The following is a 12822-nucleotide window of genomic DNA, read 5'->3' as shown; positions in this document are numbered from 1 at the left end:
AATCTATGAAATTTCTATCAAAAGTCTCTTACTCCCTAGACGATAAAATCGCAGTAGATGAGTTGCTCAGCGGGGTGGAAAACCCTGACGATATTGCTTGTCTTATTTGCTACTGCACAGAAGAGTATTCGACACTCGCTGTGCAGAGATATTTCGTAGATGCTCTCCCGAACACTCCCATACATGGCTGTACTACTTGTCATGGCATTATGACCGAAACTGGTTTTCATTCTGGTCCAGTCATTGGCGTCCTCATTATATATGACTCGGGGATCAACGCCTATGGTACGGGAATCGAACATTTCAGCGACTCCATCGGCCGCAGTACCTTCAACGCGATAGACAAAGCACTCAAGAACGCCAACCGAGAAGGTGAAATCCCTGATCTTATCTTGTTGCATTCCACACCGGGTAACGAAGAAAAGGTGATGGCGGCTATCGATAAGAAATTTGGTACTGAAGTGCCAATTATTGGTGGCAGTGCTGCAGACAATCAGGTTTCAGGAAACTGGAGTATCTTCACCGAAGAGTCGCTGTCTATAAATGGCGTATCTTTGACGGTAGTGTTTGCGTCTCAGTCCATCTATTCCTCTTTCAGCGCCGGTCATACACCTACGCGCTATTCAGGCACCGTGACCAAAGTAAGAAACCGAATTTTGTTGGAGATAGACCACAGGCCAGCCGTCACCGTTTACAACGAATGGACAAATTTCCACTTAGGTGGCAGTGATGATGGTTATATCTTCGAAAAGTCGTCTGTCTACCCACTAGGCAGGAAAGTCGGCTCTTCATACGATTACCCATATTTCAAATTGTCTCATTCGATCAGAGAGACAGAATGTAATGGGATTGAGCTATTCACAGACATCAGTGAAGGTGACACCATCTACTTGATGCAAGGTTCTAAGCAGCAATTGATTAGCCGCGCCGCGAATATCATTCAGTCCTCATACTACAACGACATGGATCTTGAAGAGAAACTAGGGGCGATCAATATCTTTTGTGCAGGCCCAATGTTGAACCTTAAACAAGATATGGATGAGGTTTGTGAGCAAATAAATCAAGCACTTAATGGGCTTCCGTACATATGTCCATTTACGTTTGGTGAACAAGGCAGGCTCTCTGGTGGTGAGAATGCACACGGGAATTTAATGGTATCGTCTGCAACGTTTTATAGGTTGAAAAAGTAATGGGTTCTGAAGGTCAAGAAGCGCTGCAAGAAGCTCGTATTGAACTGCAAAAACTAAAAGCCCGTGAGCGAAAACTGGCTGAAGAGAACAGGGTGATCTTATCAACCATCTCTGCGATCAGTAAGGCAAGTAACATATCTGAGATATTCTCCAGTCTTGAGTTTGTGCTCAAAAAATACATTAAGTTTGATGACTTTATCGTGGTATCAAGGGTAGGGAACGAAGGCAGTTTCAAAACCCTGCTAAGTAATAACAAAGTCTTCGAACAGATGAATTGGAGCGATTGTGGCAAGCTATCGCGAGTCATTAATGGTGAATGCGCCATTCTTTTCGAACCCAAGTCTCTTGGGGAATTCAACTCTCTGCATCCCATTATTCTCGACCAAATCAACTCCGTTCTGATTACAGGTATAGATAGCGGCCTAACACAATCCGTCATCATCTTTATCCACTCGAATACCAAGCACTTTAGTATTGAAACCAAGGCCACACTAAACCGTTTCCGACCGTTGATAGAGCGTGCTGTTTTCGATATTGAGAACAAAGAAAAGCTTGAAGCAACCGTTCGAGAACGTACAGCAGAGCTTGTCACAGCAAGAAAAGACGCAGAAAGAGCGAACAAGGCCAAGTCTGAATTCCTCGCAATGATGAGCCATGAACTAAGAACACCGCTAAATGCCATCATTGGCCTAATAGACACCCTAAAATCCACATCACTGGACGAAGAGCAACAGTCTATACTGCTTAATATGAGCACATCATCTGAGCTTTTGTTGGCAATTATCAGTGACGTGCTGGATTTTTCTAAGATTGAATCTGGATGCTTCTCACTAGCACCTCAATGGAGCAATGTAAGAGACACTGTAACTTTTGTATTGTCTGAACAAAAGAAGACAGCAGACGATAAAGGTTTGGCGCTAACAGTAACCAGCGATATCCCTGAGGGTGAGCTTCATTACATAGACCCAAGCCGATTAGCACAGATCCTATTTAACCTGATTGGTAACGCGATTAAGTTCACAGAGCGTGGGCATGTCCATGTTTCTATCAAGTACCAGCAGAGCTCTTTCTATATAACAGTAGAAGACACAGGGATTGGCATTAGCTCACAACAACTTTCGTCGCTGTTCAGTCCATTTGTGCAAGCTGATAGCACAATCACACGTAGATTTGGTGGCACAGGTTTAGGCTTGGCCATCACTAAAAGACTGGTTGAGCTGATGCGTGGGCGCATATCGGTAAAGAGTAAGCCTGGAAAAGGTTCCAAATTCGAAGTACAACTACCAGTGCTTACTAGAGTTACGAATAATCTGGCCAACAACGAAGATGAATCTTCTCGAGAGTTAAGAAGCCGTTATTCAGTGTTAGTTGTCGAAGACAATCCAACCAATCAAATGGTGATCAAATTAATCCTAACGCGACAAGGCCACGAAGTTTTCATCGCAAGCAACGGTGAGGAAGCGATTGGCTTTGTGGAAAGAGCCAATGACTCGATAGACATTATCTTAATGGATGTGTCGATGCCGGTCATGGATGGATTAACCACAACCAAATACATGAGAGACGCGAACATCAAAACACCAATCGTCGCGCTAACAGCACACACATCAGTAGAAGACAAATGTTCGTGCTTGGATGTAGGCATGAATGATTTCGTGACCAAGCCAGTAAGAACTAAAGAGATCACAGAAGCAATTGATCGATTAATGCTTGAAGTCTAATAAACGTATTCTTAATCGAAGATTAGGAAATATGTTTATTAGGTATTTTATGGTAAATAGCCTTACTGTTAAATAGAACGCCGATTTGATAGATAAACAAGAGGCAGGGCATCACTTAAAGATACCTGCCTTATAAACACCAAAATCAATTTAACATAATATACATAATACGCAGTGGCGGAGATTAAGATCTGTGAGTGTTCGTAGCCTTATTACCAGTAGATTTCACGTACAGCGCCGCATGAATCTATCTATTTACTTTATGGCTTTTTTGACTCCGCGTTGATTGAATTAAATCGTGATGGCTTTATCACATGTCTGCTCAAACTTAATTAGACTTCTAAATACGAATGCTTCTCCAAAGTTAGTCCAGAGTCTCTGCTGGTTGAGAATTAAAAACTATTACGCTGATTTTGTTTCCCGAAAGAACCTAGATGATTAACGCTTCCACTAACTCTCGGTCTATTGTCCGTACTACCAATAGACTGAAAAGACTTGGTTACTCTTGTTCGCTAGATATAACGGTTCCAAAAGACCAAGCGTACTCTCGAATCATCTTGCGGAGGTTATCTATGTTGGCTGGTTCTTTACCAAATTGAATCAACTATCAACGCTATACATCCGTACTAGTTTTTCAAACCACTAACTTTGAATTGTCTGATGCTCAACAGTCATTGTTGCCAAATTGCGTTGCCATCCAAAACGAACTTCTCTAAACGACTTGGCTAATAGTAAGTTACAGTGCAACATAAATTCTATTAACCTCTGTCTGGACTGTATTTACCTTGTCTCATAACTGCGATAATGACACTTCTATTACCAACAAGTCTTTAAAATCAGATATTTAGGCTAGTTCTCAATTAGTTAGAGTATCTTTTGTTTGTTAACATATTCTGGAACTGAATAACTTATTATCTTAGAAGGCTTTACATGAAAATCAGTACAATCGCCCTATCGCTATTCACCGCTTTTTTTGGCATCAGCTCGCAGGCGCTTGCTAGTGAAAACGAAAACTCACCTAGAGAGCATGGTCATTTTTATGCTGGTGTTGATATCGGCTTTTATAATGAAACTGAATTAGAATATCGTGGCAGCGCCATTGAAGATTCATCAGATCTATCAGACTTTAGCTATAACTTGGTTGGAGGCTACGAATTCAATACACATGATGTCGTCAAACTGGGGCTAGAAGCCGAGTACCGAAAAATCGGAAAAGTTAGCTATAACGACTTAATGGATATTGAAGGCCATGCTTTCTTCGTAAACATTAAACCAAAGTTTATTGTTAAAGGTGACGTATTAGATCTGTATGTATCTTTATTAGCCGGTGTTGGCTCTATGGATATGGAAGCGAAAGCTTTTGGAGTATCAGACTCTAAGTCTGAAGCAGCCTACCAAGTTGGTGCTGAGCTTGGTGCAATAGTGACAGACAATATCGACATTCATATTGGTTACCGCTTTGCAAACGTTGAAATTGAATCCATCGATGTGTCACCTCAAACCGCTTACCTAGGTGCAAGGTACCACTTCTAAACTTGATTCACTCGTAGGCTCAATACTACTAAAGCCGTCCTTTTAAAGCTCGGCTTTAATTTTGATCACCTATTTCCCTACTCGACCTCTACTTTGACAAGATAATTCAACCATAAATAAAGTTACGTTGTATCTTTCTTCAAAACTGCAGCCTGAAAACTTAGCCTTAACGCAAAATAAACCACTTTGACAGGCTACTATTTCGTGTTTAAATTTTGATCTATCAAACAGTTATATGAATAAATTTGGTGATTAAGCAATCAAATGCTATGCATTCAATCCTTAAAAATAAATTAAAGTGTTAACATCAGGCAATTTTGTAAACTAGGTGTTTGATATGTTGCCTAAACTTTATAAGTTCAGATCGCTCCACGACAGAAACATACAATCTATTTCCGAGTGTTCGTTGTGGTTTGATTACTCTAAAACTTTTAATAACCCTTTTGAATCTAACCAAGTATGCAACAAAGAACTTCAAGAAAACTTTAAGATCATGTGTTTCTCTCAGTCGAGTGATCATCCAATACTATGGTCACAGTATGGTGACAACTTTAAAGGCATGTGTATCGAGTATGATCTCAACTGCTATAACGGCGAGGCCAATCTCAACTGTTTTGAAGTCCAGTATGAAGACGAACCTAGTATGTTCCTCCCGGCATCGCTAAGTGGTTTACAAACAGCAAGACTGGGAGCTGAGATATTCAAAATTAAGCATTCTAATTGGCGTTATGAAAAGGAATACCGTTGGGTGCTATCTGATGAGGAAATGATCGGTAATAAGCTCTACCTTAATAGAGAATGCCTAAGCTCAGTAATTCTGTCAGAGCACGCTCCTGCCGACAGGAAGCTGAAAGTTCTGATGACTTGCCAGCGCCTTGGTATACCCGTTAAGCATGCAATTGCCAAGCAGGAGTCGTTTACATTCGAAGTGGTCTGTTAAACGGTATAAAGCAAGATTATAATAATAAGTCAGGTACTTACATTAAGTTACAGTGCAACAAAAAAAGGGAGCCACATTTAATGTGGCTCCCTTTTTACATGTTCGTCGTCAGTTTTCCAGGCACTTGATCTTGCATCTGCTCAATCGTCGCTATAGACATTTGAACAGTTGAAAACCAATAAGGTCGGTGCTTAACGTTAAATAACTCACTATTCTCTAACGCTTCGAAAACAGAATACTTCCTACCTTGAGCCAAAGCTGCCCCATAAACCGTTCGCTCAAGTACAGGAGTGTCATTCACTTCCTCTAGAAGTGCCCTCTTTATGAACTGGTTTCCAGGGCTCCAATCTATAAATTCAACGAGGTTTTTTAGTAGTTTAAGCTCTAACTGCTCGACCATCGCTTCGAGAAACTGTGTATTTGGCATCACCTCAGTACAAGCATAATATTCGTCATGTTTGTCACTTGCTTCACGATAACCAAGCATCGTTTTTACCAATGCGTCTTCAAACGTGGAAGAAAAGTGGTTACAAATTAGAAACAAAGGCAGAACTCGCAACACGCCAAGTAAAATTCCTACGTTTGGATCTTTAACCGACGTTTCTTGAAGTCGAATTCGAGTCGCATTTGACGTCACGACCAAGTGCTGCCAAACCTTAGGTGTGATGTGTTTAATATTGCCATCATTCCACTTGATCAGCTGTTGACTCATTAACAATGGGAACAATAAACGACAATTTTCAATACCTATCTGTCGTGCTGCAATTTTTGGATCGAGAATCACCTTAGATTTCTTTCCATATTTATCTGCAAACTCTTGATTGGAAACAAACTCGATTAAACTTGAGCTCAATGGCCTACTTTTCGCGGATATTTCATGGAGTTTGGAAAAGTTTAAAGATGGCGAATACGCAACACTAGCGAATTGATTGTAATCGGGTAAGTCTGAAAACAACGAACTTATTAAGGTACCTTGAAGCTTCTCAAGCATTAGCGCAGAAGCGGCATTGCTGACATCATCGATAACGTATCGTAAGGTTTGTTGCTTCGCGTCGACTTTCTCGCGATGAGCATTGACTCTATCCTGCTCGCAGCGCAATAAAATACGTTGGTTGTGAGATATGCGGTCAGATTCATCAAATATGACGCTATCACAATACCTATTTTCCAAACTTAGTAACGTGTCTACTGTAGATTGTGCGAGCTTATATTCAGGTGAGATTAACCATCGATTAAAGCGAGCTTCAACATTGATTGAGACCTTCCTTGAGATCTCAACGACTTCAGGGGTATAACTTTTATTTGCTAACAACAACCGTGACTTTCCTTTGCCGTAAATGCTCTTGTATCGGCATATCCTGCCTTTATAACAAAACTAATATTAATAGAAATTAGAGATTGGTTCACGAAATTGTTTCAATAAAATTAAGGATATTTAGTTATAGTGCGTTGAGAGTGGCTAGTGTGTGATATGTAGCCGGATATACTTTTCTGGAAAGCTGTATTTGAACCTTTTCTTCGTCGGTAGATTTTTTTTTGCCTGCTTGCAAACTTTACTATCTCCAGACGTTCTCACCTTTTTGATTCTTGCGTAACCTTTAGAGTGCTTCATCTCAATCATCAGATCGCAATAACCCTCGAAATCAACATTACTCTTGTTGAGCCCTTTCATGACGGTGACTTTTATCTTTTTGGCTACAGGATTAACCAATGCATCGTCGGGAAAAGCGACTGGGGATAAAAAACATAATAGTAATACTAGGTATCTCATACTGCTCTCTCTTTGTTGAGGGTGAGAACAGTATGCGGAGATTTAAGAGAAATGAAGGATTAACTTAGTATGAAGATTGACTAGCTAGCGCGTAACTCTCAACGATTACGCTTTCTTTGAGCCTTTAGACTTAAAACCATTATGCGGGAACACGTTACGAATACGTTGCTGTACGTTTTTAGGCACATCTTTAGTGAACTTGAGATTGTAGCCAGAACGTTTTGCATACACTTTTAGCTCACCTTTAAAGGTATTGTTATGACCAATCTCTTGAAGGTTATGCTTAAAGCTCGGTGGAAGATGCCCTTTAACTTGTTCGATCGCCCCGTCACTAAATTTAATTTTCAACACCGGTCGATCGACTGCTACTAACCAAAAAACTAATACCGCACCGATTAAGATTACGTACATCATAATGTCACCACTACTGTTGATGGTTATTTATCGTCAGAAAGGAGTTTGCTTAAGTCTTCTTTAAGGCTAGTCACCGTCTTGCTGGCCTGTTCACTACGAGACGCTTCGCTAACCAAATACTCGATGGCGTCGGAAAGCGTACAACCTAGCTCGTTCGCTCGTTGAGATAGTTTTTCCCATACACGATAATCAAGGTCGATTGATTTCTTCTTGGTGTGAACTTGTTCAGCATTGAAGTGGCGCTTTCGCTTAGCTCTGATCGCTTGTTTAAGCTTGTTATCGAGCTCAGGAGACATGTTGTTAGAGATCCACTCAAGAACACCCGTAGGCTGGTGTTCCAGCTTCAATAAGGCTTGAACAGCAACATCAGCTTCACTTGAATCAATATGGCAAGTGATCGATTCACCTTCTTTCCATTTTTTGACCAGATAGTTCCATTTCCAACCACATTCCAAGTTTTCAAGTTGCTGATATTTCATGTCTAATCTCGAGAGTTAATCCTAGTGACAGCGTAACCCAAAATGGGCTGTTTAACAATTATTGTCTTGAAAGAATAGACCAAGATCATACTTATATTAGCTTAGTGATTAGTAACTACCACATAGAGCTACAAGCGAGATCGGTTTTTCTATATACTCCCTACCTCATTATCATAATCAGAAACTTAAATGACTCAAGTAGATTGGCGACATGTTACGCCTCAGTACGACGAATATAGCGCTCAATTAGAGCAATTCCCTGACATCTCGCCTTTCCCGTTTTCAGATATTCAACATAGATTCAAAGATGCGCTAACCCGCTTTGTCCGTTTGTCTAACCTTTCGCGTGTTTTACTTGTAAACGCTCCGGACAATTCGATCTATCGTCAAATGATTGTTGAATCTCTAGTCACTGCTTTAGATGATCACACTCTACCGGTTATAAAAACTGAATCTTTAAATGCTGCCTCTCTTTTTGACCAAGTTCAATCGAAAGACGGTAAGGTTGTTGCGACAAAACCTGGCCTCCTGGCTAGAGCAAACAACGGTTATCTGATCGTTTCAGCAAACTTGATCTTAGCAAACCCAGGAAGCTGGTTACTGCTTAAATCTGCGCTGCTTGGTGAAGCCGTAGAGCCTATCAGTAGCAACCCAGAGCACTTGAACCAATCTCCAACTTTGCCTCTTACCTACAACATTAAGTTGATTGTGGTTGGTGATAGAGCTCAATTAGGTGACCTTGATTATCTAGACAGCGATATTCAAACCGGTTTTTGCCTATTTAGCGAAATTGAGCAAGATATCAAGATCTCTGAAGAGAATTTGACTCAATATCTTGGTTACCTTAAGTGGCTTCAACTACGCTATGAACTGCCAACCATCACGCAACAAGCGTTGACGGGCATTCTTACTGCCGGAGCAAGAGAGACTGAAGATCAAAGCTATACTCCATTATGCCCTATTTGGCACAATGCGTTATTGAACGAAGCTTTGATTGAAGCTAACAATGGTGAGATTGATATTCACCATATCCAACAAGCTCAACAACACAAATACAACCGAGAGTCGTACCTACCAGAACGCGCTCTTGATGATATTCGAGATGGCCAAGTCATTATTGAAACTGAAGGTGAACAAGTTGGTCAGGTTAATGGCCTAACAGTCATCGATGTTCCTGGGCACCCGATATCGTATGGTGAACCTGCACGAATTTCCTGTGTTATTCACTTTGGTGATGGTGATATTGCCGATGTTGAGCGCAAAGCCGAACTTGGTGGTAATCTTCATGCTAAAGGTATGATGATCATGCAAGCATTTGTGAGCAGCGCACTCAACCTTGAAGATCCGCTACCTTATGCCGCTTCTGTGGTATTTGAGCAATCGTATTGCGAAGTAGATGGCGATAGTGCTTCTCTTGCAGAGCTTTGCTCTTTGGTGAGTGCTTTGTCTGAATACCCTATCAATCAACAAATTGCGGTTACTGGTGCAGTGGACCAATTTGGTCGTGTACAAGCGGTTGGTGGGCTAAACGAAAAAATCGAAGGCTTTTACCATGTGTGTAAGCACAATGGCTTAACTGGCGAACAAGGTGTGATACTTCCAAGATCAAATTTAAGGCACCTTGCACTGAAGCCAGACCTTATTGAAAGCATTAAGAATGAAGAATTCCATATTTGGTCTGTGTCTAATGTAGATGAAGCAATTCCTCTCATTATGAACAAACCATTTAGAGACGATGAACAAGAAAGCGTTCTGAGCAAAATCGCGGAACGTATTGAAAACTTTGAAAGACATGAGCACCCTATTGGAATCGTTGGACGCATTAAAAACTGGTTTGTCTAGTACTGATCGGACTTGTTTAGCGTACACCTGTTCACTAATATGCACCTATCAAAAATCGGAGTAATTGATAATGCAAAACAAACGTGATTCTTACACTCGCGAAGAGCTTCTAGCATCAAGCCAAGGCGAACTATGGCCACAAGGTCCTCAACTACCAGCACCGAACATGCTAATGATGGATCGCATCACTAAAATGTCTGAAACTGAAGGTGATTACGGTAAAGGTTTAGTTCTTGCTGAGCTGGATATTACTCCTGACCTATGGTTCTTCGATTGTCACTTCCCAGGTGACCCTGTAATGCCGGGTTGTTTAGGCCTTGACGCAATGTGGCAGCTTGTTGGCTTCTACCTTGGTTGGGTTGGCGGCGAAGGTAAAGGTCGCGCTCTAGGTGTTGGTGAAGTGAAATTCACTGGTCAAATTCTACCTACTGCGAAAAAAGTAACTTACGAGATCCACATGAAGCGTGTTGTTAACCGTCGCCTAGTTATGGGCCTTGCGGATGGTCGCGTACTTGTTGATGGTAAAGAGATCTATGTTGCTAAAGATCTGAAAGTTGGCCTTTTCCAAGATACGTCAGCATTCTAATCTATTAGTTAGATTTTTAATAAAGCAGCCATAGCTGCTTTATTTTTATTTCAATCAATTTAGTTATGGTGCATTAAGGTGTTCAGACCTAAGCGTGAAATAGGTTAAATCCACCAGCAAGACGCTCTTATGATAGTGAAATTATAGTACTTTATAGCTCTGGGAAACTTGGCACTCTTCTGAAACTAACAAGGCTCCAGCCGTTGTAATCAACAGACAATGGAGCCCTGACCTTTAATTCTTTGCGCCCTATTCTACTTATAGAGACCTGATTGCTTGTCATCTTTGGCGTCACGCCATCCACCTAACCAATAAGACCGAGAATCCATTTGGCTATATGGGCAAGCTTCTTGCGACCGTCCATTTAAACCAGCCTTGTAACCTTGAGATTGTGCTCGTTCGAGTCGATCACGCTTTTGTCTCTTCATAGTGCAGTCCTCATACGGGTGTTCCATTTACTAACATACAATGATTACAACTTTGCGGAGTTTTTGTGACTCCAACTTTAAGAATCGATCAAATTTTCACTTTTCTCAAGGCGAAAAAAAGCCCGAGTTCAGAATTGTGAACTCGGGCTCAAGAGATAAAATTATTTAAATTTTCTGCGGAACCCTAACAGACCAAGCACAGTCAAAGTTAACCAACCTAGGCTACCACCTTGGCGATCTACTTTCTCTGTATCGGCGCTACGAGTTACAATGCTATCAACGTCAGAGCCAGTGTCATACCTTGCTCCCTTAATTGGGATTAGCTTAACCGCTACAACCTTTTCAACTGCGTTAGATGAGGCACCACCACAGTATGAGTTGTGTGATGTTGTGTCATAAGGCTTATCTTTACCGTCGACGGTACATTTGATAGCCGTTGCAGAAATCACACCTGCATCATTGATGTCGGTTGCGTCAATAATTCTAAATTGGTTATTGTGACTAGATGCATCACCATCGTTAGTTAAATCATCTAACCACCATGCTTTACCACCAAAAATATCAACACGGCGAGCATCGATTGAAGAAGGTAAATTGTATGGATAGATAAAGCCCCTGTGTCTACGCTCACTACCATCAACTTCACGAGTCGTTTCCGCATCAATCTGGCCAACAAACTCATTGAAGTTATTGACCGCTTTAGCTTCGCCGCTCGAACCGCCAAAGAAAATACCATCAGTTAAATATGTTGCTGTTGGATTTGTCGCATCAGTAACAACAAAAATCTTGTTACCTGCACTGCCATTCTCTGGTACATAACCATTACGTTTAGAGTAACCCACAGCAAACAAGTTATCATTAATGTCAGTTGCAACAGAGTTACTGTATCTAGCATCATCATTAGATGACCCAGATTTAACCTCAGCGCCGCTGATAGGTTTCGTGTCCCAAGTAACTGCAGATAAATCAACATTAGTTGTAAAGTCGATCTGACTACTTACAAAGACACTTGCATTCATATCTTGAAGATCGCCGTTACCATCAGCAGTGTTATAGCCTACACCATAAAAGATAGAATTCGACTCAACAATTGAACGCATACTGCCTTGAGCAAAATAATCACCCTGTTGAGCACTTCCAGATCTAATCCAGTCGATCTCTGTAGTTTTCGTTCCATCCCAGATTGCCGCTTTTGAACTAAACGTTGTATCCGAGGTATCAGTGTTAGGGCCTTCCGTAGATACACTACCTACGTTATAAACGGTGCCGTTACTTGCTTTGATTGCGCGCCACGCTCGAGTTTCAGAAGTACCTGCTGGTCCGCTTGGTTCCGTCGTGAACATCGCATTATTACGGATGTTGCCGTCAGACTTAACACCCAATGGCTGGGCGTCATCATCCAATGAGTTAATGACCGTATTGTGGCTCTCAAAGATATCACCATCTTCAACAAAAGCTTTGGCATTAACGTAAGTAAGGTCATTTTTTTCCTTACTCCAAGTATCATTCCAACGGTTTTCTGCCCAGCTCTGACAAGTTGAATATCTTAGCTCTCGATAGCAATAGTTTTCAAAGTCTTCAAACTCTTGAATGTATTGAAACGGAGCATCCATAGCGAAAGGCACCTCTTCACGATAACTCACCGCTTCTAGAGTATTTCGTGTTTCACCAGCTAGAACGTAAGATGAACATGCCTTCCCATCAATACTGTCACCACCAAAACAACCTAAAGTAGCTGTAAGGCCTTGTGCTAACGTAGGAATTGCTGCAGGCTCAATAGCAACACCATGCACTTCATTACCTGATACAGGGCTGTCCACTTCAACAATCTCATAAAGCGCAGCGTTCGCGTTAGTTGCAGCAAAAACTAATGCTGCAACTGTAGTTAATTTAAATTTAGTACAAGTCATTATTACTT

General features: G+C 41.3%; 12 protein-coding genes. 6 read left to right on the top strand and 6 right to left on the bottom strand.

The features are described 5' to 3' along the window. Nucleotides 1-5: 5 nt before the first annotated feature. The 4 genes from MSG35_RS06340 to MSG35_RS06325 all read left to right on the top strand — a co-directional run bounded on the left by MSG35_RS06340 (nucleotide 6) and on the right by MSG35_RS06325 (nucleotide 5384). Complete coding sequence (locus MSG35_RS06340; RefSeq protein ID WP_052878447.1) at nucleotides 6-1190, top strand: FIST N-terminal domain-containing protein; 1185 nt, start codon at nucleotides 6-8, stop codon at nucleotides 1188-1190. After that, nucleotides 1190-2911 (top strand): ATP-binding protein, encoded by a 1722-nt coding sequence (locus tag MSG35_RS06335; protein ID WP_248383394.1) that lies wholly within the window; start codon nucleotides 1190-1192, stop codon nucleotides 2909-2911. Before MSG35_RS06340 ends, MSG35_RS06335 begins: the two co-directional genes overlap by 1 nt. Before the next feature lie 930 nt (nucleotides 2912-3841). Further along, nucleotides 3842-4444 carry a porin family protein gene (locus MSG35_RS06330; protein WP_081229566.1) on the top strand — a complete coding sequence of 201 codons (603 nt, stop codon included), beginning with the start codon at nucleotides 3842-3844 and terminating at the stop codon, nucleotides 4442-4444. 337 nt (nucleotides 4445-4781) lie between these two features. Next, nucleotides 4782-5384 (top strand): DUF2971 domain-containing protein, encoded by a 603-nt coding sequence (locus MSG35_RS06325; protein ID WP_248383392.1) that lies wholly within the window; start codon nucleotides 4782-4784, stop codon nucleotides 5382-5384. A gap of 94 nt (nucleotides 5385-5478) precedes the next feature. Here MSG35_RS06325 and MSG35_RS06320 read toward each other — a convergent pair whose 3' ends face one another. The 4 genes from MSG35_RS06320 to matP all read right to left on the bottom strand — a co-directional run bounded on the left by MSG35_RS06320 (nucleotide 5479) and on the right by matP (nucleotide 8048). Further along, complete coding sequence (locus MSG35_RS06320) at nucleotides 5479-6699, bottom strand: hypothetical protein (RefSeq protein ID WP_048661960.1); 1221 nt, start codon at nucleotides 6697-6699, stop codon at nucleotides 5479-5481. A 144-nt stretch (nucleotides 6700-6843) separates the two neighbouring features. Next, on the bottom strand, nucleotides 6844-7155 hold the full coding sequence (locus MSG35_RS06315; RefSeq protein WP_055318438.1) for a hypothetical protein: 312 nt from the start codon (nucleotides 7153-7155) through the stop codon (nucleotides 6844-6846). 105 nt (nucleotides 7156-7260) lie between these two features. Beyond that, nucleotides 7261-7569, bottom strand: a complete 309-nt coding sequence (locus MSG35_RS06310) for a DUF3634 family protein (protein WP_017059672.1) — start codon at nucleotides 7567-7569, stop codon at nucleotides 7261-7263. A 23-nt stretch (nucleotides 7570-7592) separates the two neighbouring features. Continuing rightward, nucleotides 7593-8048: a macrodomain Ter protein MatP gene (gene matP, locus MSG35_RS06305; RefSeq protein ID WP_010440786.1), complete on the bottom strand. Its 456-nt coding sequence runs from the start codon at nucleotides 8046-8048 to the stop codon at nucleotides 7593-7595. Nucleotides 8049-8237: 189 nt separating this feature from the next. On the opposite strand from matP, the gene MSG35_RS06300 reads away from it, so the two are divergent. Both MSG35_RS06300 and fabA read left to right on the top strand, forming a co-directional pair. Further along, nucleotides 8238-9890 (top strand): Lon protease family protein, encoded by a 1653-nt coding sequence (locus MSG35_RS06300; protein WP_048660791.1) that lies wholly within the window; start codon nucleotides 8238-8240, stop codon nucleotides 9888-9890. 70 nt (nucleotides 9891-9960) lie between these two features. Then, nucleotides 9961-10476 carry a bifunctional 3-hydroxydecanoyl-ACP dehydratase/trans-2-decenoyl-ACP isomerase gene (fabA, locus tag MSG35_RS06295; protein WP_017059675.1) on the top strand — a complete coding sequence of 172 codons (516 nt, stop codon included), beginning with the start codon at nucleotides 9961-9963 and terminating at the stop codon, nucleotides 10474-10476. A 254-nt stretch (nucleotides 10477-10730) separates the two neighbouring features. Here fabA and rmf read toward each other — a convergent pair whose 3' ends face one another. Both rmf and MSG35_RS06285 read right to left on the bottom strand, forming a co-directional pair. Further along, nucleotides 10731-10904 carry a ribosome modulation factor gene (rmf, locus tag MSG35_RS06290; protein WP_017059676.1) on the bottom strand — a complete coding sequence of 58 codons (174 nt, stop codon included), beginning with the start codon at nucleotides 10902-10904 and terminating at the stop codon, nucleotides 10731-10733. A 161-nt stretch (nucleotides 10905-11065) separates the two neighbouring features. Further along, on the bottom strand, nucleotides 11066-12814 hold the full coding sequence (locus tag MSG35_RS06285; protein WP_248383390.1) for a DUF3466 family protein: 1749 nt from the start codon (nucleotides 12812-12814) through the stop codon (nucleotides 11066-11068). Between the last annotated feature and the right edge of the window lie 8 nt (nucleotides 12815-12822).

The sequence above is a fragment of the Vibrio sp. 1CM23M genome (assembly GCF_023161755.1).
Lineage (GTDB): Bacteria > Pseudomonadota > Gammaproteobacteria > Enterobacterales > Vibrionaceae > Vibrio > Vibrio coralliirubri.
Note: the sequence above shows the minus strand (reverse complement) of the source record. Positions and strands in the feature narration are given on the sequence as shown.